Source organism: Streptomyces sp. NPDC029164, from assembly GCF_055563995.1.
Genome location: NZ_JBVHWW010000008.1, coordinates 89,510 through 113,491 on the forward strand (window position 1 = coordinate 89,510; position 23,982 = coordinate 113,491).

General features: G+C 70.7%; 20 protein-coding genes. 14 read left to right on the plus strand and 6 right to left on the minus strand.

Translation table 11 applies throughout. The features are described from left to right. Positions 1–241 precede the first annotated feature (241 nt). On the minus strand, positions 242–523 hold the full coding sequence (locus ACZ4VT_RS10275) for an HPr family phosphocarrier protein (protein ID WP_030012489.1): 282 nt from the start codon (positions 521–523) through the stop codon (positions 242–244). Positions 524–707: 184 nt separating this feature from the next. Here ACZ4VT_RS10275 and ACZ4VT_RS10280 point away from each other — a divergent pair, with 184 nt between their 5' ends. The 4 genes from ACZ4VT_RS10280 (at position 708) to ACZ4VT_RS10295 (ending at position 6,076) form a co-directional block, all read left to right on the plus strand. Then, positions 708–3,503 carry a bifunctional acetate--CoA ligase family protein/GNAT family N-acetyltransferase gene (locus tag ACZ4VT_RS10280; RefSeq protein WP_467948269.1) on the plus strand — a complete coding sequence of 932 codons (2,796 nt, stop codon included), beginning with the start codon at positions 708–710 and terminating at the stop codon, positions 3,501–3,503. Between the two features lie 50 nt (positions 3,504–3,553). Then, on the plus strand, positions 3,554–4,156 hold the full coding sequence (locus ACZ4VT_RS10285) for a DUF5998 family protein (protein ID WP_030385644.1): 603 nt from the start codon (positions 3,554–3,556) through the stop codon (positions 4,154–4,156). Beyond that, a complete protein-coding gene (locus ACZ4VT_RS10290; RefSeq protein ID WP_467948271.1) occupies positions 4,156–5,358 on the plus strand; it encodes an alkaline phosphatase family protein in 1,203 nt (400 codons plus the stop codon). The genes ACZ4VT_RS10285 and ACZ4VT_RS10290 overlap by 1 nt, the downstream gene beginning before the upstream one ends. Positions 5,359–5,425: 67 nt before the next feature. Further along, on the plus strand, positions 5,426–6,076 hold the full coding sequence (locus tag ACZ4VT_RS10295; protein WP_467948273.1) for a thymidine kinase: 651 nt from the start codon (positions 5,426–5,428) through the stop codon (positions 6,074–6,076). Positions 6,077–6,304: 228 nt separating this feature from the next. On the opposite strand, the gene ACZ4VT_RS10300 is transcribed toward ACZ4VT_RS10295, so the two are convergent. After that, positions 6,305–6,508 (minus strand): hypothetical protein, encoded by a 204-nt coding sequence (locus tag ACZ4VT_RS10300; protein ID WP_467948275.1) that lies wholly within the window; start codon positions 6,506–6,508, stop codon positions 6,305–6,307. Then, the gene (locus tag ACZ4VT_RS10305; RefSeq protein ID WP_467948277.1) at positions 6,505–7,911 is read right to left on the minus strand and encodes an 8-oxoguanine deaminase; all 1,407 of its coding nucleotides are present in this window, start codon (positions 7,909–7,911) and stop codon (positions 6,505–6,507) included. Before ACZ4VT_RS10305 ends, ACZ4VT_RS10300 begins: the two co-directional genes overlap by 4 nt. Before the next feature lie 549 nt (positions 7,912–8,460). On the opposite strand from ACZ4VT_RS10305, the gene ACZ4VT_RS10310 reads away from it, so the two are divergent. The 5 genes from ACZ4VT_RS10310 (at position 8,461) to ACZ4VT_RS10330 (ending at position 15,387) form a co-directional block, all read left to right on the plus strand. Next, entirely contained in the window at positions 8,461–9,654 is a 1,194-nt protein-coding gene (locus ACZ4VT_RS10310; RefSeq protein WP_467948409.1) for an IS701 family transposase, read from the plus strand. 119 nt (positions 9,655–9,773) lie between these two features. Continuing rightward, on the plus strand, positions 9,774–10,316 hold the full coding sequence (locus ACZ4VT_RS10315; RefSeq protein WP_467948279.1) for an SRPBCC family protein: 543 nt from the start codon (positions 9,774–9,776) through the stop codon (positions 10,314–10,316). 44 nt (positions 10,317–10,360) lie between these two features. Beyond that, on the plus strand, positions 10,361–11,968 hold the full coding sequence (locus ACZ4VT_RS10320) for a class I adenylate-forming enzyme family protein (protein ID WP_467948281.1): 1,608 nt from the start codon (positions 10,361–10,363) through the stop codon (positions 11,966–11,968). 21 nt (positions 11,969–11,989) lie between these two features. Further along, on the plus strand, positions 11,990–13,963 hold the full coding sequence (locus ACZ4VT_RS10325) for an FAD/NAD(P)-binding protein (RefSeq protein ID WP_467948283.1): 1,974 nt from the start codon (positions 11,990–11,992) through the stop codon (positions 13,961–13,963). Beyond that, positions 13,960–15,387, plus strand: a complete 1,428-nt coding sequence (locus tag ACZ4VT_RS10330) for a nitrosuccinate lyase (RefSeq protein WP_467948285.1) — start codon at positions 13,960–13,962, stop codon at positions 15,385–15,387. The genes ACZ4VT_RS10325 and ACZ4VT_RS10330 overlap by 4 nt, the downstream gene beginning before the upstream one ends. An 89-nt stretch (positions 15,388–15,476) precedes the next feature. On the opposite strand, the gene ACZ4VT_RS10335 is transcribed toward ACZ4VT_RS10330, so the two are convergent. The 3 genes from ACZ4VT_RS10335 to ACZ4VT_RS10345 are packed head-to-tail and all read right to left on the minus strand — an operon-like array spanning position 15,477 to position 17,896. Then, positions 15,477–16,019: a carboxymuconolactone decarboxylase family protein gene (locus ACZ4VT_RS10335; RefSeq protein WP_467948287.1), complete on the minus strand. Its 543-nt coding sequence runs from the start codon at positions 16,017–16,019 to the stop codon at positions 15,477–15,479. A 26-nt stretch (positions 16,020–16,045) separates the two neighbouring features. Next, entirely contained in the window at positions 16,046–16,852 is an 807-nt protein-coding gene (locus tag ACZ4VT_RS10340; protein WP_467948289.1) for an arylamine N-acetyltransferase family protein, read from the minus strand. A gap of 33 nt (positions 16,853–16,885) precedes the next feature. Further along, positions 16,886–17,896, minus strand: a complete 1,011-nt coding sequence (locus tag ACZ4VT_RS10345; protein WP_467948411.1) for a 3-oxoacyl-ACP synthase III family protein — start codon at positions 17,894–17,896, stop codon at positions 16,886–16,888. A gap of 181 nt (positions 17,897–18,077) precedes the next feature. On the opposite strand from ACZ4VT_RS10345, the gene ACZ4VT_RS10350 reads away from it, so the two are divergent. The 5 genes from ACZ4VT_RS10350 (at position 18,078) to ACZ4VT_RS10370 (ending at position 23,949) form a co-directional block, all read left to right on the plus strand. Further along, positions 18,078–19,058, plus strand: coding sequence for an NADPH:quinone reductase (locus ACZ4VT_RS10350; RefSeq protein ID WP_467948291.1), 981 nt, complete (start codon positions 18,078–18,080; stop codon positions 19,056–19,058). Positions 19,059–19,099: 41 nt separating this feature from the next. Further along, positions 19,100–20,500, plus strand: a complete 1,401-nt coding sequence (locus ACZ4VT_RS10355) for an FAD-dependent oxidoreductase (RefSeq protein ID WP_467948293.1) — start codon at positions 19,100–19,102, stop codon at positions 20,498–20,500. 45 nt (positions 20,501–20,545) lie between these two features. Next, positions 20,546–22,006, plus strand: coding sequence for an MFS transporter (locus tag ACZ4VT_RS10360; protein WP_467948294.1), 1,461 nt, complete (start codon positions 20,546–20,548; stop codon positions 22,004–22,006). 43 nt (positions 22,007–22,049) lie between these two features. After that, positions 22,050–22,910, plus strand: a complete 861-nt coding sequence (locus tag ACZ4VT_RS10365) for a N5-glutamine methyltransferase family protein (RefSeq protein WP_467948296.1) — start codon at positions 22,050–22,052, stop codon at positions 22,908–22,910. Between the two features lie 64 nt (positions 22,911–22,974). Beyond that, positions 22,975–23,949 (plus strand): amidohydrolase family protein, encoded by a 975-nt coding sequence (locus ACZ4VT_RS10370; RefSeq protein WP_467948298.1) that lies wholly within the window; start codon positions 22,975–22,977, stop codon positions 23,947–23,949. The last annotated feature ends 33 nt before the right edge of the window (positions 23,950–23,982 follow it).

A 23,982-nucleotide genomic window follows, 5' to 3' on the forward strand; every position in this document is an offset into this window, starting at 1 on the left:
TCGCCGTGCAGGGGTGGGGCGAATTTATGGCGTGAATTCGCCCTGCCGCTGTGCGGTGATTCCTGCGGGGCTGAATTCCGGTGCGCCGGTATTCGGGCGGGACTGTTTCCCCGCCGCGGGGCTCCGATTCCCGTGCGAACGACGAAGCCGCGGCTCCCGGAGGATGGGGGCCGCGGCTTCGCCGTGGGTGACGCATGTGGTGCGTGGTGCGCGTGGTGTGCGCGGGGTCGAACCCGAAGGGTCACACGGTCTCGGGGAGCTCCTCGAGACCCTCGGCGACCAGCTTCGCGAGGCGGTCCAGTGCGGCGTCCGCACCCTCGGCCTCGGAGGCGAGGACGATCTCCTCGCCGCCCTGGGCGCCCAGGCCCAGGACCGCCAGCATGGAGGCGGCGTTGACGGGGTCGCCGCCGGACTTCGCGATGGTCACCGGGACGCCGGAAGCGGTCGTCGCACGGACGAAGATCGAGGCGGGACGAGCGTGCAGGCCCTCGGCCCAGCCGACGTTGACGCGGCGCTCTGCCATGGTGATGCCCTTCAGGTTCTTACGGTTGTCTAGACCAGTCTCTCACGACGCCCGGAATGCTCCGACCGGCCTTCGGCACGGATCTGCCGCCGTTCGACCTTCCCCAGCTTGCACTTGTTTGTCCCGGGTTGCCTCATGCGCCGCGCGGGGGCTGCGCGGCCCCTCCCGGCCTTAAGGTGGCCCCATGACCATCGAGTCGGATCCCTCGTACCCGGCCCACTGGGAAGCCGATGTCGTCCTCCGTGACGGCGGCACCGCCCGGATCAGGCCCATCACCACCGAGGACGCGGGCCGGCTCGTCAGCTTCTACGAGCAGGTCTCCGACGAGTCGAAGTACTACCGGTTCTTCGCCCCCTACCCCCGGCTCTCCGACCGCGACGTGCGCCGCTTCACCCACCACGACTACGTGGACCGGGTCGGCCTCGCCGCGACCATCGGCGGGGAGTTCATCGGCACCGTCCGCTACGACCGCATCGGCCCCGACGGCCGGCCCGCCTCCGCACCCGCCGACGAGGCCGAGGTCGCCTTCCTCGTCCAGGACGCCCACCAGGGCCGCGGAGTCGCCTCAGCCCTCCTCGAACACATCGGAGCGGTGGCCCGGGAGCGCGGCATCCGCCGGTTCGCCGCCGAGGTGCTGCCCGCCAACACCAAGATGATCAAGGTGTTCACGGACGTCGGCTACCAGCAGAAGCGCAGCTTCGAGGACGGCTCCGTCCACCTCACCCTCGACCTCGAACCCACCGCCGAGTCCCTCGCCGTGCAGCGCGCCCGCGAACAGCGCGCCGAGGCCCGCTCGGCGCAGCGGCTGCTGGCCCCCGGCTCGGTCGCCGTCATCGGGGTCAGCCGCTCCGGCGCCGGCGTGGGCGCGGCCGCGCTCCGCAACCTGCGCGACAGCGGCTTCCACGGCCACCTCTACGCCGTCAACGAGGCCGTCACGCGCGATCTGCTCGACGGCGTACGGGCCTACCGCACCGTCGGGGCCATCGAGGCCCCCGTCGACCTCGCCGTGATCGCCGTACCCGCCGAGCGGGTTCCCGACGCCGTGGCCGCCTGCGGCGAGCACGGGGTGCAGGGGCTCGTCGTCCTGTCCGCCGGATACGGGGAGAGCGGCCCCGACGGACTCGCCCGCCAGCGCGAACTCGTGCGGCAGGTGCGCTCGTACGGGATGCGGCTGATCGGACCGAACGCCTACGGGGTGATCAACACCGCGCCCGAGGTGGAGCTCAACGCCTCGCTGACGCCCGCGCCCATGCCGATGCGGGGCCGGATCGGCCTCTTCACGCAGTCCGGGGCGATCGGCATCGCCCTGCTCTCCGCGCTGCTGCGGCGCGGCGAGGGCCTGTCCTCCTTCGTCTCCGCGGGGAACCGGGCCGACGTCTCCGGCAACGACATCCTCCAGTACTGGTACGACGACGAGGCCACCGACGTCGCCCTCCTGTACCTCGAAACCCTGGGCAACCCGAGGAAGTTCACCCGCCTCGCCCGCCGGACGGCCGCGGTCAAGCCGGTGGTCGTCGCCAAGGGCGGCCGCCACACCCCGGCCGGACACGTCGTCCCCGACACCAGGCTGCCGGAGGCGACCGTGTCCGCCCTGCTGCGGCAGGCCGGCGTCATCCGGGTCGACACGGTCACGGAGCTGGTGGACGTCGGCCTCCTGCTGGCCGCGCAGCCGCTGCCCGCCGGGCCGCGGGTCGCCATCCTCGGGAACTCCGAGTCCCTCGGGGTGCTGACCTACGACGCCTGCCTGGCCCAGGGACTGCGGCCGTTGCCGCCGCTGGACCTGACGACGGCCGCCGCGCCGGAGGACTTCCGGGCCGCCCTGGCCGCCGCCCTCGCCTCCGACGACTGCGACGCGGTCGTGGTCACGGCCATTCCCTGGGTGAGCGAGCACGCCCTGGCCGACGACCTGGCCGACGCGCTGCGGGAGGCCGTGGCCGAGGTCCCGGGCAAGCCCGTGGCGGTGGTGCACGTGGAGCTCGGCGCGCTCGTCGAAGCCCTGTCCGCCACACGGGGCCTGCCCCACCCGGCGCCGCCCGGGAACGGGGACTCCGCCCCGGACCCCGCCCCCCAAGAGCCGGCGCGGCCGGTTCCGGCCCGCCCGGCGTCCGAGGACCGGATCCCCAGCTATCCCGCCGCCGAGCGGGCCGTGCGGGCCCTCGCCGAAGCCGTCCGGTACGGGCAGTGGCGCCGCGGCCTCGCCGAGGGCGGGTACGTCCCCGAGTTCGAGGACGTGGACGAGGCCGGGGCGGCGGCCCAGCTGGCCGGGCTGCTGGCCGCCGTCGACGACGGAGCCGTGCTGACCCTGGCGGAGTGGGACGCCCGCGAGCTGCTCGCCCGGTACGGGATCACCGTCCGCTCCGCCCTGCCCGCGCCCAGCGCCGACGCGGCGGTCCGGGCCGCCGCGATCCTGGGCTACCCGGTGGCCCTCAAGACCACCGCCCCGCACCTGCGCCACCGCGCCGACCTGGGCGGCGTACGGCTCGACCTCGCGAACGAGGCCGGGCTGCGGCGCTCGTACGAGGAGCTCACCGACCTGCTGGGCAAGCCGGCCGAGCTCCAGCCGGTGGTCCAGGCCATGGTGCCGCGGGGGGTCGACACCGTCGTCCGCTCCGTCATCGACCCGGCCGCGGGAGCCGTCCTCTCCTTCGGACTCGCCGGCGTCGCCTCCGAGCTGCTCGGCGACACCGCCCACCGGCTGGTTCCGGCCACCGACCGGGACGCCGCCGGACTGATCCGTTCCATCCGGGCCGCACCCCTCCTCTTCGGCTGGCGCGGCAGCGACCCCGTGGACACCGCCGCCCTGGAGGAACTGCTCCTGCGGCTGTCGCGCCTGGTGGACGACCACCCCGAGGTGATCGGGGTCTCCCTGGAGCCCGTCGTGGTCGCGGCCGAGGGCCTCTCCGTCCTCAGCGCCACCGTCCGCGTCGCGCACCCGCCCGCCCGCGGCGATCTCGGCCCGCGCACCCTCCCCAGTTACTGAGCGAGTACGACGCGGCCTGGGGGCCCCGTACGGGCCTTAGGATGGACCTCATGGCGAAATCCGGTACGACGACCCAGGGGCTGCGCACGGCGATCGAGCGCAGCGGCTACTACCCGGCCCTCGTGGCCGAGGCCGTGGAGGCCGCGGTGGGCGGCGAGCCGATCTCGTCATACCTGGTCCACCAGGAGACGACCTTCGACTCCAACGAGGTGCGCCGCCACGTCACCGTGCTGGTCCTCACCGGCAACCGGTTCATCGTCAGCCACACCGACGAGCAGGCCGCCGACGCCGGGTCCCCGTCCCCGTACGCGACCACCTCCACCGAGTCGGTCAAGCTGTCCAGCATCTCCTCCGTGGTGCTGAGCCGTGTCGTCGCCAACCCGGAGTCCTACACCCCGGGCACGCTGCCCCGCGAGGTCGTCCTGACCATCGGCTGGGGCGCGGTCTCGCGGATCGACCTGGAGCCGGCCGCCTGCGGCGACCCGAACTGCGACTCCGACCACGGCTACACCGGCAACTCCACCGCCGACGACCTCAGCCTGCGGGTCAGCGAGGCCGGTGACGGCCCCGAGGCGGTGCGCCAGACCCTGGTCTTCGCCCAGGCACTCTCCGAGGCCACGGCGGCGACGTCCACCTCCACCCCCGCCCGCTGATGGCGTACTCCGCCGCGCAGGACTGGCCCGAGCCGGAGCTGCTGGACCTGGCCGGTGCCCCGGTCCCGGAGTACGGCACCGGGTCCCTCGCCGACCTGCTGCCCACGCTCGTGGCCGGCCAGGGCGTCCCCGGTTTCACCGCCGCCATCTCCGAGCTGACCCCGGCCGACCGGAACTGTGTGTTCCTGGTCGACGGCATGGGCTGGGAGCAGATCAAGGCCCACCCGGACGAGGCCCCGTACCTCACCGCCCTCCTCGGCAGCTCGCGCGGCGGCACCGGCCGCCCGATCACCGCGGGCTTCCCGGCGACCACCGCCACCTCGCTGGCCTCCGTCGGTACCGGCCTGCCGCCCGCCCGGCACGGCCTGCCCGGCTACGCCGTGCGCAACCCCGCCACCGGCGAGCTGATGAACCAGCTCCGCTGGCACCCGTGGACCTCGCCCAAGCCCTGGCAGCCGTACCCGACGGTCTTCCAGCTGGCCGACAAGGCCGGTGTGGCGACCGCCCAGGTGTCCTCGCCCACCTTCCAGACCACCCCGCTCACCAAGGTCGCGCTGAGCGGCGGCACCTTCCTCGGCCGGATGACCGGCGAGGAGCGGATGGACGTGGCGGCCGACCGCCTCGCGGCCGGTGACCGCTCGCTCGTGTACACGTACTACAGCGAGCTCGACGGGGCCGGCCACCGCCACGGCGTGGACTCCGACGCCTGGCGCGGCCAGCTGATGCTGGTGGACCGGCTCGTGCAGCGGCTCGCCGAGCAGCTGCCGCCGCGCACCGCCCTGTACGTGACCGCGGACCACGGCATGGTCGACGTCCCGCTCGACGAGGACGCGCGGATCGACTTCGACGAGGACTGGGAGCTCGGCGCCGGTGTGGCGCTGCTGGGCGGCGAGGGCCGGGCCCGGCACGTGTACGCGGTGCCGGGCGCGCAGAACGACGTACTGACCGTGTGGCGTGAGGTGCTCGGCGACCGGTTCTGGGTCGCCAGCCGCGAAGAGGCCCTGGAACTGGGCTGGTTCGGGGCGCCGGGGGAGTGCGACGAGCGCGTCCTCGGACGCATCGGCGACGTGGTCGCGGCCGCCCAGGCCGACGTCGCGATCACCGCCTCGCGCAACGAGCCGAACGAGTCCGCCCTCGTCGGCATGCACGGCTCCATGACCGCGGCGGAGCAGCTGGTCCCGCTGCTCGAGATCCGCTCCTGACCCTCCGCCCCTTCCTCCCCTCCCGCCCCACCCGTCCCGACCCGACCCGAAAGGTCACGTACTCCCCATGCCCGAGCTGGTGTTCTTCTCCGGAACGATGGACTGCGGAAAGAGCACGCTGGCTCTGCAAATCACCCACAACCGTTCGGCACGCGGCCTGGTGGGCGTCATCTTCACGCGCGACGACCGGGCGGGCGAGGGCAAGCTCTCCTCCCGGCTCGGCCTGGTGACGGAGGCGGTCGAGGCGGGCGAGGGCATGGACCTGTACGCGTACCTGGTCGCCGAGCTGTCCAAGGGCGGCAGGGCGGACTACGTGATCGTCGACGAGGCCCAGTTCCTCGCCCCGGACCAGATCGACCAGCTGGCCCGCATCGTCGACGAACTGGACATGGACGTCTTCGCCTTCGGCATCACGACGGACTTCCGCACGAAGCTCTTCCCGGGTTCGCAGCGCTTGATCGAACTGGCGGACCGCCTGGAACAGCTGCAGGTCGAGGCCCTGTGCTGGTGCGGGGCCCGCGCCACGCACAACGCCCGCACGATAGACGGTGAGATGGTCGTCGAGGGCGCCCAGGTCGTCGTCGGCGACGTGAACCGCCCGGCGGGGGAAGTCGGTTACGAGGTCCTCTGCCGCCGTCACCACCGCCGGCGCATGACCTCGGCCGCCGCCCACGCGGGCGCCCTCTCCCCGGACGTCCTCCCGGTCAATCACGCCTGACAGCCCGCCGCATGATCGTTCCCGGGGTGGTGCGCGCCGCCGGGGACGGCGACCTGTGACCAAGTGCTGAGAAGGCACCTGATGTGTGCCGGGACCGCCCTGGGGTCTGGCTGCACCCCTTCCGGTTCCGGTCGAGAGCCTGGAGCCGCTCGCGGCCCCCGAGCTGACCTGCGTAGTCGCAGGTCCCGGGGCTTGGGACGGGAGCCCCGGGATGGCGCGCTGCCTCGGTCAGCCGGTCACGCAGGTGGCGGCATCACCGTAGGCCATGCCGAAGAGATGCCGAGCTCCGTCATCGTCCTCGCCCACGAAGCGAACGCCGTGGGGACGGTGATCGATCTCGACGAGCCGGACGACCACCACGCTTCCGTCCACGGTGGTCAGTTCGACCCTGTGGTCCGTCGTCAGATCCTCGGCGCGGACGACGGATGTCATCGGCTCTGCGTGAGGCCCGCGCGGACCGCGATGGTGTGCGAGGCCTTGGCGATGTTCTTGGCCACCGCGTCCTCGTCCATGGTCGTGAGGTGGTTGTTCTCGACGACCACCTGGCCGTTGACGAACAGCGCGGTCAGCGGCATCGCGGCACCGAGTACGAGGGCCGCGATCTTGTCCGCGATGCCCGCGTGCATGATGCTGTCCGCCCTCCACAGTGCCAGGTCGGCCAGCTTGCCGGGCTCCAGGGAGCCGATCTCCTGGTCGCGGCCCAGGACCCGGGCGCCGCCCATGGTGCCGAGGCGCAGGGTCTGGCGGGCGTTCAGCGCGGCAGGACCCTTGGCGAGGCGGTTGATCAGGAGCGCGTTGCGCAGCTCGGTGCCCAGCTCGCCGGACTCGTTGGAGGCGGTGCCGTCCACGCCCAAGCCCACACGTACGCCGGCGGCGAGCATGTCGGGGACGCGGGCGATGCCCGCGGCCAGGCGAGCGTTGGAGGAAGGACAGTGGGCGACGCCCGTGCCGGTCTCGGCGAACTTCTTGATGTCGGAGTCGTTCATGTGGACGCAGTGGGCCATCCACACGTCTTCGCCCAGCCAGCCGACCGATTCGAGGTAGTCGGTCGGCCCCATGCCGAACAGCTCGTGGCAGAACTTCTCCTCCTCCACCGTCTCGCTGCCGTGGGTGTGCAGGCGGACCCCCTTGCGGCGGGCCAGTTCGGCGGAGCGGCGCAGCAGCTCCGAGGTCACGGAGAACGGGGAGGTGGGGGCGGCGGTGATGCGCAGCATCGAGTCGAAGGAGGCGTCGTGCCACCTGTCGATGGCGGCCTCCATCGCCGAGAGGGCGTCGTCGGTGTCCTCGACGCAGTTGTCCGGGGGCAGGCCGCCGTCCTTCTTGCCGCGGTCCATCGCGCCACGGGTGGGCTGGAAGCGGATGCCCATCTCGCGGGCTGCGGTGATCTCGGCGCCCAGGATGTCGCCCGCACCCCTGGGGAAGACGTATGAGTGATCCATGGCCGTGGTGCAGCCCGACTTCAGCAGCGCGGCGATCGAGCCCTGGGCCGCCGGATAGACGGTCTCCTCGTCGATGGTGCCCCACACCTCGTAGAGGGAGGTCAGCCAGTTGAAGAGGTTGTGCTCGGTGGCCAGACCACGGGTGATCCACTGGTAGAAGTGGTGGTGGGTGTTGACGAGCCCCGGCGTGATCAGGTGCCCGTCGGCGTTGATCCGGCGCACCACGTCCTCGACTGCGGGGGCGGGACCCGCCCCGACGGATTCGATGCGGTTGCCGTTGATCACGATGTGGCCCGAGGGGATCTCCGTGTCGTGCGCATCGACGGTGGCGACGTAGGCGTTCTCGATGACGATTCGGCCCACGGGGAGTGCACCGGTAAGAGGACTGGGCAACATGGCTCCTTGATCACGACTTCCCCTGCGGGTAAGCGCTCAGTTCAGATTCGTGATCAATCCTGCGGGAGTTCGGCACGTATCGGAACGGGATGATCAAACGTGATCGATCCTTCCTTTCGTTCCACCTTTCGTAGGAACCTATTGGAGGTGCCGTACGAGTTGACAGACTATCGGCGGCCGGGAACTGAATAGCTCATTCCGGTTATCTCGTCCGCTGGGGTCGAGGTCTCCAATGAGTGTGAAAATTCAAGGAGTTGGCAGTCCGGATGCTGGTATCGAAGTTGACTGATGGGGAGGTGGAGGTGAGGATCGATTGATCCTGATCTCGCCTCGGGGGGCTTTTCGAACTCGGACTGCCTGGGCGACGGAGGGTGCGGGGGATTTCCCTGGTGTCGCTGACGCCAGGTTGCTGGTCATTTCTTTGCGCTGCTGCTTGACCGAGGTGCGGCGTGTTCATGCTGCCCGTGAGCTGATCCCCCGGAAGTGAAAACTGATCTGCAACGGGGAGATTGTGTGTCCTCCAAAGACGTACCCAGACCTGGCTACTCGGTGGGAGAGGCAAGCCGGGCGCCGCGGGGGGCCGAAGCGGCCCGCGGTGTCCCGGACGACGTACTTCAGGAACTCGCGCCCGCGCTCTTCTCGACACTGCGCAGGAAGGACCAGCGGGCCAAGGGGGAGAGCTACCTCCGCGGTCTCCTGTCCGCCAGCGGGCGCAAATCCATTCGCAACATCGCGGCGCACAGCGGCAGGCGGGCCGCGGAGCAGAGCCTGCACCACTTCATCGCCAGTTCCACCTGGGACTGGGAGCCCATGCGGGCCGAACTGGCCTCGTATCTCGAACGGATCAGCCCCCCGGACGCGTGGGTGGTTCACCCGATGCCGATCCCGAAGGCAGGCGATCAGTCGGTGGGTGTGGACCAGCGGTTCGACCCCGGACTGGGGCACAAGCACCGGGGGCAGCTCGCGTACGGCGTCTGGTCGGCCTCCCGGTCGATGACCGCGCCCATCGACTGGCGTCTGTACCTCCCGGAGATGTGGGTGGAGGACAGGGAGAAGCGTGCCCTCGCCGAACTACCCGAAGAGATCGAGTGGGAGACCCTCGACGAGTGCGCCGCCGCCGTGGTGCTGGAGACGGTACGTCACTGGGGGCTGTCGCCCCGACCGGTGGTGACCGATCTGCGGAGGAGTGTTCCCTGGGCGACCTTCGACAGGTTCGGTGCGGCGGGGATCTCGGTTCTCGCCAGGATCGACTCGACCACACGGGTCGATGTGGTGGACCCGGCCATGCCGGGCTTCGGTGCGGAGCTCCTGCCGGCCCGCAGCGTTCTCGAGGCCGTCAAAGGGCTGCGGCGGCCCGTCGTATGGGCTGATCCCACAGGGCCCTCCAGTACGCGGAGTTCGCTCGTCGCCGCGGTGAAGGTGACCCTGTCCGGTGCCGCGCCCGGCGATCACAGGCCGCTCCTGCTGATGGGCGAGTGGCATCACCCGCATCGGCCGCCGGTGCAAGTGTGGCTCACCGATCTGGACGGCCGACGGCTGAGTGAGCTGCTGCAGCTGACGCGGCTGCTGCGGAAGGTGGAGCACGATTTGGCTCATGTGGGAGTAGAGGCGGGTCTGCGTGACTTCGCGGGTCGCTCATTCGGCGGCTGGCACCGGCATGTCACCCTCGCCTCGGCGGCGCACGTGGCGACTGTGCTGACCAATGGCACGTGGGCCGACCGGGGGGCTCTCGTCTCGGCCTGATGTACGCGCGGATTCCCTCCTGACCGGTGCGGTGAACAGGCCGAGGCAGGTCCGACGACCTGACACAGCTGATCGGAACCCATTGACCGGTCAGGGTGGGAATCTGCAACATTCGAGTCATGACTGAATCTTTCTCGGAGAGCTCGCCCCTCTTCGACATAAGCGCCAGAATTCATGTCGCCGCCCCCGCTGACATCGTTTATGAAACGGTGAGTGATCTGGGTCGAAGCGGGGAATGGAGCCCGGAATGTACCGGCGGTGAGTGGATCGAAGGCGAGCCCTCCGCCGTGGGCTCTGTTTTCCGCGGCGACAACTTCCGTACCGTCGACGTCGTGGCCTGGGCTCCGGTCATTAGAGGTCAGTGGTTCACCGAGTCCCAGGTGGTCGAGGCCGAGCAGGGGCGGGCCTTCCGCTGGGTGATCCGCGACGGCTCTGGGCGTCCCCAGCAGAGCCAGTGGAGTTTCGGGATCGAGCCGCACCCGGAGGGCGGCGTCACCCTCGTCCACGGATATCGGATGGGAAAGCCGACCGAGGGATTCATCGGAATCACCGGCGCAATGTCCGAGACGGAGAAGAAGCAGTTCTTCGCCGACTGGGGCGCGAAACTGGAAGCCGACCTCGCCGTCACACTGCAGCGGATCAAGGAAGTCATCGAGCAGTAGGCGACCCGTCCGCATTAGCGTCCATAAAGCCCGGAGTCTTCACCATGCTTCTTCAGCGCATCAGAAACCGAGGGTTCCGGCTGGGGACGCTCTTCGAGCGCGCCGCGTCCCGCTACCCCGCCGGTGTCGTGATCCTCGACCACGACCTCGACATCGCTCCGGACCTGGGGCGCCGACTGGTCTACGCGGAGCTGGCGGACCTTGTGGACGACTATGCTTCCCGGCTCTGGGCAGCCGGGGTCCGGCCCGGCCGTCGGGTGGTCGTCCACAAGACCGACGGTTTCGACATCACGCTCCTGGCGTGCGCGGTCGCCCGGATCGGCGCCGTTCCGGTGATGCTCTCGCCGAAGCTGGCGGGCGCTACGGTGGCCGAGCTGCTGCGCCGGGCCGCGAGGGTCGTCGGAAAGCCCGGCGGAAAGCCCTTTCTCGTCACGGATGAGATCAAGCTCAGGACCGAGCTGCCCCCATCGGTACTCTCCCTGTCCGAAGCGGTCCTTCTCACCTCCGGCAGCCATCCCGATGCCGTCCCGCTGCCCGAGCTCGCTGCTGCGGAACGCGTCGCCCCGGTCACGATGGCGGCGGACCACCCGGCCCTGATCACCCACACCTCGGGCACCACGGATGTCCCCAAGCTGGCCGTGCACACCGGCCACAGCCTTCAGGCCCGGTACCGGCCGCAGGCGGTCCTGTCCGCGCCTGTGCTGCGCTCGTGGGAAACCGTCGCCATGCACGTGTCGTTCGTCCACTCGCGGATGTTCGTCGCGCTGGCCCTGACGCTGCCCCGCGGTTGCCCTCTGCTCGTCATCGCCGATCCCGCCCCGGAACACGTCGCCGGCCTCTTCGCCCGGCTGCGTCCAGGAGTGATCGAGGCCCACCCCAACTCGTTCGTCGAGTGGGAGGAGCTGGCCGACGACCCGCGCCGGCCCCTCGCCTCGGTGAAGCTCTTCAGCAGCACCTTCGACGCCATCCATCCCCGGACGATGCGCCGCATGCTGGGCGCGTCGCGCCGCAGGGCACCGTTGTTCGGGCAGCTGTACGGGCAGAGCGAAGTGGGGCCGGTGGTCGGACGGGCGTACACGAGGCGGCGCTCCGCGGATGCGGACGGGCGGTGCGTCGGAATGCCCTTTCCCGGAATGACCGATATCAGGGTCGTGCCGCGGGGCGGCAGGGCGCCCTCGCCGGCCCATCCCGGGCACATTGAAGTGCGCAGTGACGGACGCGTGTTGACGTACCTCGGAGAACAGGATCGCTACGAGGGCCAGCTCACCGCCGACGGCTGGTGGCGCATGGGTGATGTGGGCTACCGGACGAAGTGGGGCTGCGTCCATCTGCTCGACCGCGAGGTCGACTTGATCGAGGGCTTCGGCAGCACGCTGAGCGTGGAGGATCACCTCCTCACCCGGATGGATTCCCTCACCGAGGTCGTCATCGTCCCCGGTGAGGACGGCCGCAGCGCCATCCCCGTGGTGTGCACCCGCGGCGATGTGCCGCTGGACCCGGCGGCCTGGAAGGCCGCCACCGCGGACCTGCCGGCCATGGCGCCGCCCGTGCAGTGGCACCAGAAGGACCTGCCGCAGACCGCCACCACCAAGATCAAAAGACTCGAGCTGGCTCGCCTGCTGGCATCAGGAGCCCAGGCCGCGAGCGACTGATCCCGAGAACGGACGGACCGTATGAGCACCAGCCAATCCAAGGTCTGCATCGTCGGCGCGGGGCCGCGCGGACTGTCGGTGCTGGAACGCCTCTGCGCCAACGAACGGCAGCAGCCCTCGCAGGACCGGGTCGTGATCCACGTCGTGGATCCGGCCCCGCCGGGACCCGGCGCCGTCTGGCGCCCCGACCAGTCCCGTCATCTTCTGATGAACACGGTGGCCGCGCAGATCAGCGTCTACACCGATGACAGCGCGGAGATCGAGGGGCCTGTTGAATCCGGTCCCAGTCTGTACGACTGGGCCGAGTCCCTCCGCTCGCACGGTCCCGGAATGCACGACGAGGCGACGCGGGCCGAAGCGGCGTCACTGGGCCCCGACTCGTACCCCACGCGCGCCTTCTACGGCAGCTACCTCGCCGAGTCCTTCCGTCGCATCGTGGCGAACGCCCCGTCACATGTCACCGTGCACGTTCACCGCTCCCGGGCGGTGGCCATGGCCGACACCCACGGAACACCCACCGGCCCCCAGGGCGTACGGCTCGAAGACGGCACCCGGCTGCACCAGCTGGATGCCGTGGTCCTGGCGCAGGGCCACGTACCCGCCCGACTGGAAGCGCGTGAGGCCCGTACCGCCAGCCTGGCCCGTATCCACCGGCTCACCTACATCCCGCCTGCCAATCCGGCCGATGTCGACCTCTCCGGCATCGCACCGGGAGAACCCGTGCTGGTGCGTGGGCTCGGGCTGAACTTCTTCGACCACATGGCCCTGTTCACCGCGGGCCGGGGCGGGGTGTTCACGCGGGACGGTGAGCGGTCGGTCTACCTTCCGTCCGGTAACGAGCCCGTGCTGTACGCGAGTTCCCGCCGCGGGATCCCGTACCACGCCCGAGGTGAGAACGAGAAGGGCGTCAACGGCAGGCACCGGCCGGCCCTGCTCACCACCGCGTTCCTCATGGGGCTCCGCCGTCGGGCGGCAGCCGGGAAGCCCGTCCGGTTTCGCACCGAGCTGTGGCCGCCGATCAGCCGCGAGGTCGAAAGCGTCTACTACGGAACCCTGCTGGAGACCCGCGGCCGCGGCGGCGAGCGCGCGTCGTTCACGGAGCGGTTCCTGCGGGCGGAGGAGGGTGCCCAGGCATCGGTGCTCTACAGGTACGGCATCGCCGATGCGGACCGCTGGGACTGGGAACGGCTCGCCCGCCCGTGCGGTGGGAGGGCCTTCGCCGACCGGGAGGAGTTCCGGGACTGGCTCCTGCGCTATCTGCACCAGGACGTCCGGGAGGCCAGGGCCGGCAACGTGAGCAGCCCCCTCAAGGCGGCGCTGGACGTGCTGCGGGACCTGCGCAACGAGATACGGATCGCCGTGGACCACGGCGGTCTGGACGGGGAGTCCCACCGGGACGAGCTGGAGGGCTGGTACACCCCGCTCAACGCGTTCCTCTCCATCGGCCCGCCGGTCTCCCGCATCGAGGAGATGATCGCCCTGATCGAGGCAGGCGTCCTGGAGATCACCGGTCCGGACACGCGGATCCGTCTCGACCCCGAGGCGCCCGCGTTCGTCGCCGAGTCCGCACGGGTCCCCGGTACTCCCGTACGGGCCACGGCGCTCATCGAGGCCCGGCTGCCCAAGCCCGACCTCCGGCTCACCACGGATCCGCTGATGCTGCACCTGCTGCAGACCGAGCAGATCGCGTCGTACCGGATTCCGGAGCGGACCGGAGCAGGCTACGAGACCGGGGGACTCGCGGTGTCGCAACGGCCCTATCACCTCCTGGACCGTCATCAGCGGCCACATCCCAGACGGTTCGCCTACGGCGTGCCCACCGAGTCGGTGCACTGGGTGACCGCCGCCGGCATTCGGCCGGGGGTGGGGTCCGTGACCTTGAGCGACTCCGACGCCATCGCACGGGCGGTTCTCGCCCTGCCCCGCGCCACCCGGCCCGCTCCCGCCCCCGGTGCGGGAACACACCGGGACGCATTCTCCGAGGTGATCGTATGACCGACAACGCCATGCCGAGCGAGCTCGACGCCGGGCTGCTGTCTCCCGTCCGCGCCGGCACCCCAGTCGAGGCGGCCGTGTCGGACCGGGCCTGGCTGCAGGCCATGCTGGACGCCGAGGCGGCCCTCGCCAGGGCACAGGCCCGGCTCGGCACGGTTCCCCCGCAGGCCGCCGCGGTCATCACCGAGGCCGCCCGGGCCGAACTGTTCGACCTGCGGGGCCTTGCCCTGGCCGCACGGGAGAACGCCAATCCGGTCGTGGCCACCGTGCGGGCGTTCACCCGTATCGTGGCCGACCGGAGCCCCGCCGCGGCGGAGTACGTCCACCGCGGTTCGACCAGCCAGGACATCTTCGACACCGGGGTCATGCTGGTCGGCGCCCGTGCGCTGCGGATCATCCGCGCCGACCTCGCGCGTGCGGTGGCCGCGCTGGGATCGCTGGCCCGGCAGCACCGGGACACCCCGATGCCCGGACGCACCCTCGCGCTTCAGGCCGTACCCACCACCTTCGGGCTCAAAGCCGCCGGCTGGCGTCAGCTGCTCCTCGATGCCGACAGGCGGCTGGCGCAGGTCGCCGGAAGCGGGCTGCCGGTAGCCCTGGGCGGGGCCGCTGGGACACTCGCCGGATACCTTGAATACGCGGCCGTCGACAGCGGGGCGCTTGAGCAGGGCGGGCGGCCGGAGTTGGGGACGTACCTCGACCAGCTCGTCGACGCCTTTGCCGCCGAGACGGGACTGGCCCGGCCCGTACTGCCCTGGCATGTGCTGCGCACCCCGATCGCCGACCTCGCCGCGGCGTTGGCGTTCACGGCCGGTGCGCTCGGGAAGATCGCCGTCGATGTACAGACCCTCACCCGGACCGAGGTGGGCGAGGTCACGGAACCGTCGACGGCCGGCCGCGGCGCCTCCTCCGCCATGCCGCACAAGCGGAATCCGGTGCTGGCGACCCTGATCCGCAGCGCGGCGATCCAGGTCCCCGTGATGGCGGCCGGACTGACCCAGTGCCTCGTCTCCGAGGACGAACGTTCCGGCGGCGCCTGGCACGCCGAGTGGCAGCTGCTGCGCGAGTGCCTGCGGCTGTCCGGTGGAGCCGCACACACGGCGGTGGAGCTCACCGAGGGACTGCAGGTCCGCCCGGCCCGGATGCGGGAGAACCTGGCGCTCACCGGCAGCCAGGTCGTCTCGGAGCGGATCGCGGCCGTACTCACGCCGCGGCTGGGCAAGGCGGCCGCCCGGCAGCTGCTGACCGAGGCGTCGGCGCTCGCACAGGACTCCGGGCGGTCGCTGTACGACGTACTGGCCGATGGGCCCGCGCTGGCCGGACGAATGGGGCCCGACGAACTGGAGCGGCTCTGTGACCCGGCCGGCTATACGGGCGCCGCCGGAGAGCTGGTGGACCGGGCCCTGTCCGAAGCGCCGCGCTGATCCTTGCCCGATCCCCTGCGTGCGGCGCCCGTGCCCCGGCACTCGGATGCTCGAGGGGCCGGGGCACGGGCGTGAGGGCCGGGGCCTGGTCAGCCGTTTGCGAAGGGGTGCACTGCCGGTGCGTCGAACTCGGCATCGGTGATGTTGGCGAAGTAGTTGACCAGGACGTTGTACGAGATGTGGGCCGTGACCTCGGCGATCTCACCATCACCGAAACCGGCCGCTCGCACGGCCGCGAGCTGCTCGTCCGTCACGGCGCCGCGACTGCTGAGCACCGCGTGGGTGAAGTCGAGGACCGCCTGGGCCTCAGGCTCCGCGGAAGTGCCGCGGCGGGCCGCGAGGATTTCGCTCTCCGGCAGGCCGGCCACCTCCGAGGACACGTACGTGTGGACGGAGAGGCAGTAGGCGCACCGGTTGAACTCGGCGACCGCCAGGGCGATCCGTTCGGCCAACGGGAAGGCCAGGACTCCCTCCTTGAGGAGGGAGTCGTACAGGCCCAGGCAGCCCTTGAGCGCGGCCGGCCCGACTGCCATCGCCTTCATCAGGTTCGGTACGCGCTGGAAGGTCTGCCGGATCGAGTCGAAGAGCTCCTCGTTTTCGTCGGTGGGCTCGGCTGCGGAGAATCTGGTCATGGCGTCGGATGTCCCTCGTGGGTGGGTCAGGCGGTCGGAATGCCGGTGGTCTCGGAGGTGTCGGCCAGTGGCGGCGGCGGGACGCGGTCGAGCGTGATGCCGAAGTGCTCCTTGTAGGCGGTCAGGACGGCAGCGTCGTCCGGGAGGTCCTCAACGGTGCGGCTGTCGCCCTCGACCAGGGTCAGCCGGCTGCCCTTGAGGGTTACGCGCCCGTTCTCCGTGCGGACCGTGCAGAACAGGTCCTGAAGGAACGGCGAGTCGTCCGCCGTGCGGTACCACCACAGGGTCGGCTGGAAGTCCTCCGGGCTGCACGGCCGGTCGTCCAGCACGTAGACCGGCTTTCCGTCGAGATGCACCTCCGTGCCCCCGCCGGGGAAGGGCAGCAACCGGTACGTGCCGTGGGCGTCCGGCTGCGGATCCGTCGTGTCCTCCAGCAGCGGGCGGCGGCTGTTGCGGCCGAAGGCCGTGTCGACCAGCCAGGTCGTGCTGTCAACCTCCACCCGCAGGGCCAGATGGCACAGTGCCGGGCCGAGTCCGTCGGGTCCGTACACACGGCCGGGATGGATGCTCACGGTGAAGCCGAGAGCATCCAGCAAGTAGAAGAACGCGAGATTGACCTCGTAGCAGCCACCGCCGCGGTTTTCCAGGACGATCTTGTCGAGCACCCGCTCGTTGAGATGGATGGGCTCCTGGAGGTGATAGTCGATGTTCTCGAAGGGCACGGACAGGACATGGCGCTCCTGGAGACGGTGCAGGGACTCGACATCCGGGCGCGCCGGGCGTTCCGCATTGATGCGTGCCAGGTAGGCATTCACCAGATTTTCGTTCAGCATCGGTCACAATCTCCTTCTCGACGGACTGCGCGCCTACCAATGGATCAGCGCCAGCCCCAAGGTCATTCCGCCGCCGAATCCGGCGAGCAGCACGAGATCTCCCGCCGCGAGTTCCCCGGAACGGGCCGCGGCGTCCAGCGTGAGGGGGATGGAAGCGGCACCGGTGTTGCCCAGGTGCTCGTACGTCGTACGTGTAGAGCCGACGGGAACGCCCAACGTGTCGGCGAGGGCGTCCAGCATCCGCCCGTTGGCCTGATGGGGTACGAAGTGGGCGAGGTCCCCGGCCTTGACGCCGGCGTCGGTCAGGAACTCGGAAATGGCCGCGCTCACCCGCTCGTCGACGAAATCACGCACCGCGCGCCCGTCCATGGAGAAGTGGTGCAGCCCGTCCCGAAGGGACTCCGGCGAGGCCGGAATACGGCTCCCGCCCGCCGGGACCCGGATCAGGTCTCGCTCGGCGGCGAACGCGGCAAGCCGGCCGGCGAGCAACTGAGGGGTGTCCGACGGCCCCAGCACGACCGCACCGGCGCCGTCCCCGAAGAGGATCGCCGTCCTGCGGTCGGCCCGGTCGATGATCCGTGAGTACACATCGGCGCCGATGACCAGGGCATGACCGGGGTCCGCACCCCGCATCAACTGGTGGGCCGTGTTCAGGGCGTAGACGAAACCGCTGCAGACCGCGTTGATGTCGAAGGCGGCCGTGCCGTCGAGAGCGCCGAGCCGGTCGGCCACCACGCAGGCGGTGGGCGGCTGGGGGGAGTCCGGAGTGGACGTCGCCACGATGACCAGCGAGAGGTCGCGGGCCGCGATGCCGGCCCGCTCTAGGGCCGCGCGACCCGCGGCCACCGCAAGATCCGACGTGGCCTCCTGCGGCTGCGCCCATCTGCGGGTGATGATTCCCGTCTTGCGGTGAATCCATTCGGCATCCACCCCCGCGAGTTCGCCGGCCTCCGCATTGGTCACCAGGCGCGCCGGTACGAACGAGCCCGTAGACGAAATCCTTGCGTGGGATGAGGAGCTGTCGGCCCTCGGTCCCGTGGTCATCATCCCCATAAACCGGATGCTCACGTGCTCCGCAGATCCCGACAAGGCCGGTCCGGCGAGAGTGTCAGGTGGTCGTCAATGCGTCAGGTCGGGGCGCCGAAACAGCCGTGTGTGCCGATGACTTGACGCAAATGAATTTCCGGCCTGTACCTCTGCGGACGACGTGTCAGAGTTCCTTTCCATGCGTGCCGCCTTCATCGAACAACTCGGCTCCCCCGACGTAATTCAGTACGCCGAGCTGCCGGACCCGGTCCCCGGGCCGAGCGACGTACTGGTCGAGGTCACCGCCACCACGGTCAACCCGGTGGACACCTTCGTCCGCTCCGGGGCCTTCCCCACCCCGGTCCACCACCCCTTCGTGATCAGCCGGGACCTGGTCGGCACGGTCGTGGCGGCCGGGCCCGGTGCGGCGGGCTTCCGCCCCGGCGATCCAGTGTGGAGCAACAGCCTCGGGCACGGCGGCCGCCAAGGGGCCGCCGCCGAACTGGCCGTCGTACCGGCCGATCGCCTCTACCACCTGCCCCCGGGCGTGGATCCGGTCACCGCGGTGGCGGTGGCTCACCCGGCTGCCACCGCGTATCTGGCGCTCTTCACACACGGCCGGATACGGCCCGGCGAGACCGTGCTCGTGGCGGGAGCGGCCGGCAACGTCGGCAGTGCGCTGGTGGTCATGGCCGCCGCCGCCGGAGCCAGGGTCATCGCCACGGCCCGGACGGACGACGTGACGTACTGCCGCTCACTGGGTGCCGACGAGGTGTTCGACTACCGGGACACCGGCCTGGCCGCAGGCGTCCGTGCCGCATGCCCGGACGGTGTCGACCTGCATCTCGACACCTCGGGCGAAAACGACCTGCCCACCTCGGTCGGCCTGCTGGCCACCCGGGGCCGCATCGTCGTGCTCGCAGGGACGCAGGCCCGCCCGGTACTGCCGGCCGGCCCCCTGTTCACCCACGACCGGTCCGTCATCGGCTTCGTCATCTCCCGCGCCACGACGGCTGAACTCTCCGAAGCCGCACAGGCGATCAACCATCTGCTGACCGGCGGGCTGCTGCGCCCCCGCACCCTGGAGACCCTCCCGCTCTCCGAAGCGGCAGAGGTCCACCGCCGTCTGGAGCGTGGCGAGCTGCACGGGCGGCGAGTCGTCCTGCGGCCCGGCCGCTGACCAGGTCCGTTCCCGTTCACCGAAGGAGTTCCCACCCCGTCATGTCCACCACCCCAGGCCACGGCCGAAGCCGTACCGCGGCCGGCCGGCACGCAGTCGTCATCGGAGGCTCGATAGCAGGACTCGCCGCGGCCCGTGTCCTGTCCGAACGATTCGACCAGGTCACCGTCCTGGACCGCGACGTCCTCCCCTCCGATGTGGTGGGGCGGCGCGCGGTCCCGCAGGGCAGCCACGCCCACGCCCTGCTGATCCGAGGCCGGATGGCCCTCGACCAACTCTTCCCGGGCTTCTCGGAGGAGCTGATCGCAGGCGGGGCCGTCTCCTTCGACCCGGGCCACCAGCTGCTGTTCTTCCAGCTGGGTGCGCAACGGGCCACCTTCACCAGCGGGAAGCTGGGCATCAGTCTCAGCCGCGCCTACCTCGAAGTGGGGATGCGCTACAGGGTCCTGCGGCTGCCCAACGTAGAGGTGCGCGAAGGGACCACCGTGAGCGGACTCACCGCCGAGGAGGGCCGGGTGACCGGAGTCATCCTCGAGAGCGACGAGACTCTCGTGGCCGACCTGGTCGTCAACGCGATGGGTCGCAGCGGCGGCCGCGCGGACGCGTGGCTGAAGCCGACAGGCTGTCCGGAACCGGTGACCGACACCGTCAAGGTCGATGTCTCGTACACCACCCGGCTGCTGCGCCGAGCTCCTGGAGACCTGCCCGACGGCGGCCTGTTCTTCGTGATGGCGGGCAGCCCGCCCGACAAGCGGGCGGCAGCCGTCACCGCCATCGAGGGCGACCGCTGGATGGTCACCCTGAGCGGCTGGCACGGCACCAAGGCCCCACAGGACGCGGCAGGGTTCACAGCATTCGCCGGCGATCTCCCCGCCCCGCACGTGGCCGCCCTGCTGGAACGGGCGGAGCTGCTCCCCGATGACAAGGGGGAGACGTTCCACTCGCCGACGGCACGGCGCCGGTACTTCGAGAGGCTGCGCGTGCTCCCGGCCGGCTACGTGGCCATCGGCGACGCGATCTGCAGCTTCAACCCGCTGTACGGGCAGGGCATGACCGTCGCGATCCTGGAGGCGCAGGCCCTCGGCCGCGCCCTCGACCGCCACCGCAGTACCTCCGAGGCCATGGCCCGTACGTACTACCGCGCGGCCGCCAAGGCCATTGACCCGCCCTGGCGGATGGCCACCGGCGCCGACTTCATGTTCCCCGAGACCCGAGGCCCGAGGCCCAAGAGCAACGCGCTGCTCGACTGGTACACGTACCAGGTCATGCTGGCCAGCCACGTGTCGCCCGAAGCACACCGGGTGCTCCTCGAGATCCAGCACCTGATCGTGCCGCCGAGGAGGCTGCTGCGCCCGGCGATCGTGCTGCGGTCGCTGCTCGCGGCCAGACGTTCGCCGGTCCGCGCCCGTGTCGAGCCCCGGCCCGAGGTCCGGGTGGGCTGATCCGGCCCCGTCGCACCGTCCCCGTTCAAGGAGCACACCACAGCCATGACCGCAGACCCTGAGCCGAGTCCGCCCGCCCGCGATGGAGGCCCGCGCCCCGGCTGGACCCTTGCCCTGCTCGCCCTCGCCAATCTGATCATTTCCCTCGACCTGACCATCGTGTACGTGGCGCTGCCGGACATCGGGGACGAGCTCGGCTTCTCCGCGCAGTCGCTGCAGTGGGTGGTCAGTGGATACGCCGTCACGCTCGGCGGATCGCTGCTGCTCGGCGGCCGCCTCTCCGACGTTCTCGGGCGCCGCCGGCTCTTCATCGCCGGCCTGGTGCTGTTCGCGGTGTCCTCGCTCGTCGGCGCACTGGCCTGGTCCGGTGAGGTGCTCATCGCGGCCCGGGTGGTCCAGGGCCTGGGCGCCGCGGCACTCTTCCCGGCCAGCCTGTCCCTCGTCAACACGCTCTTTCCGGAGGGCAGGGAGCGCAACCGCGCGCTTGCCGTGTGGAGTGGAGTGGGCTCCAGTGGTCTGGCGCTGGGCGCGCTCTTCGGCGGCCTGCTCACGGGCGGGTTCGGCTGGGAAGCGGTCTTCTTCGTCAACGTGCCGCTCGCCGGGCTGGTCCTGCTCTTCACGCCACGGCACATCCCCGCCGATCCGGTGCGGACCCGTGGCCAGTTCGACCTGCCCGGTGCCGTGACCGTCACCGGGGGCGCGGCCCTGCTGGTGTACGCCCTGGGGAGGGGCGCGGAGCTGGGCTGGGGATCCGCCGCCATCCTGCTCCCGGCCGGACTCGGTCTTGTCCTCATCGCGGCTTTCGTCCACATCGAGGCGCGCAGTGGGAACCCGCTGATGCCGTTGCGCCTCTTCCGCAACCGCAGCCTGGTAACGGCCATGGCCGTCACCTTCCTGCACAGCGGGACCTTCCTGGCCATCTCCTTCTTCCTCACGATCTACTTCCAGGAGGTTCTGGGACATACGCCGCTCCAGGCGGGTCTCGCGTTCCTGCCCATGGCCGTGGGCATCTTCGCCGGCACCCAGGCCGGCGAGCGGATCGCCTCCCGCCTGGGCACCAGGCCGACCATGACCACAGGTCTGCTCCTCGGCGCGGCGGGCGCGGGCGCCATGGGCCTCACTCTGGCCCACGCCGCCTCGTACGGAGCGCTGGTCGGCGGGATCACCGTGCTGTCCCTGGGGCTCGGGACCTGCTGGACCGGCATGTGGATCGCTGCGTCGGCCGGTGTACCCGCAGAGGACCAAGGGGTGGCCGGAGGCATGACGGGCACCGCGCTCGACGTCGGCGGCGCCGTCGGCCTCGCGGCGCTCTCCTCCGCGGCCGGGGCGCAAGGGCACGGCCTCGCTGCGGCGGCGCTGCGTACGCAGCTCACCGAGGGACTGCAGAGCGCTTCCTTCATCGCGGCCGGCGCCCTGCTGCTCGCGGCGCTGGTCGCGCTCGTGCTGCCCGGCAGGCGCACGGCACGGCACGAACAGTCGCCACAACCGGCTGCACAGACCTCGTAGAACCCCCTTCGTGCCACGTGAGAACGAGAGAAAGGACCCCACGATGAACCGAGCCCCTCTGGGCCTGCTCCTGGCCGAGGCCGAGAAGACCTTGGCCGACGCGGGAGTGTGGAGCCCCCGACAGGACGCCGAGGTGCTGGCGGCGTACGTCCTGCCCATCGCCGCGACCGACCAGGGGGCGGAGGTGGCGCCGGAGGAGGCGGACGAGTTCCGCCGGCTCGTGAGCCTGCGGGCCGGCCGCGTCCCGCTGGAGTACATCACCGGCCGGGCCACCCTCGGAGGCATCGAAGTCGCGGTGGGCCCCGGGGTGTTCATTCCCCAGCCGGCGAGCGAGCTGTTGCTCGAGCTGAGTCTCGACGCCGTGCGCGACATCGAACGCCCGACCGTGGTCGAACTGTGCGTCGGTTCCGGTGCGCTGGCCCTCGCGCTCGCGCACGCCAGGCCCGACGCCGTCGTCCACGCCGTGGAGCTGGACCGGGCGGCCCTGGATTTCGCCCGGCGCAACGCCTCGGCCCGGGCGGAGGCGGGCGACACCCCGGTCTTCGTACACGCCGGTGACGTCTCGGACGCAGGCCTGCTCGCGGAGCTGGTCGGCACCTTCGACCTCGTCATAGCCAATCCGCCGTATGTGCCCGTCGGTACCGTCCTGCCACCCGAATGGGGGGAACACCACCCGCGTGGCGCCGTGTTCGGCGGTGACGACGGTCTGGAAGTGACCAGTCACTGCGTCGAACGGGCCTCGGCACTGCTGAAGGCCGGCGGCCGACTGGTCCTCGAACACGGCAGCTCCCAGCACGCCCTGATCGCCTCGATCCTGCGGGCAGCCGGTGGCTTCACCTCTGTCGAGGGCCACAGCGGCCCCGCGGACCACGCCGGTTACTCGACCGCGGTCCGTCCCCGCTGAATCACGGACCCTGCCGCCTCCCGAACTCCACCGCAACTCCCAGAACGCAGCCGAAGGGACACCCATGGACAACCAGCCCGGACTGATCGACGTACATCACCACGCACTTCCGCCCGTCTACATGAAGACACTGGGCGAAGGCGTGGCGATACCAGGCGTCGACTACCCGGTGTGGACACCGGACATCAGCCTGGACGTGATGGACCGCAACGGCATCGCCGCATCCGTGCTGTCGATCACGGCGCCCGGACTGAGCATGCTCGACCCGCACACCAGCCGTCGGCTCGCCCGCCAGGTGAACGAGTACTTCGCCGAGCAGGTCAGCGAGCACCCCACGCGCTTCGGCGCCTTCGCCACCCTCCCCCTGCCGGACGTCGCGGCGGCCAAGGACGAACTCGCCTACGCCATCGACGAACTGGGCCTGGACGGTGTCGGTCTGCTGACCGCCTACCACGGTCGCTACCTCTGTGATCCCGAGTTCGAGCCGCTGCTCGCGGAGATCGCCGACAGGGGGCTCGCACTGCACGTACATCCGGGCATCCCCCCGTCCCAGGACCTGGCCACCTTCGACCTGCCGCCCTCGCTGTACGAGTACACCTTCGAGACGACGCGTACGGCAGTCGGCCTGCTCTACAGCGGAGCGCTGGACAGGTTGCCGCACCTCAAACTGATCCTGTCGCACGCGGGCGGCACCCTGCCGTTCCTGGCCAAGCGGCTCACCTACGGGCCGACCATCGGCAACCACCTGACCGAGCGGGCCCCCGCCGACGTCATCGGCTCCCTGCGCCGGCTCTACTACGACATCGCGATGTCGGCCAACGAGTACGCGCTGCCCGCTCTGAGCACCCTCGCCGACCCGGCCCACATCCTGTTCGGCAGTGACTTCCCCTTCATGCCCGCCGATCAGACGGCCGCGAGCGTCGAGGCCTTCACCCGGTACGACGGGTGGACGGCCGAGCAGCGGGTCGCCGTCGCCAGGACCAACGCCTTGGCGATCTTCCCCGCGCTGGCCGGCCGGATCGGGTCCGACGCCGCCTGACGCGGAACCACTGTACGTACGCGGGCCGCCCCC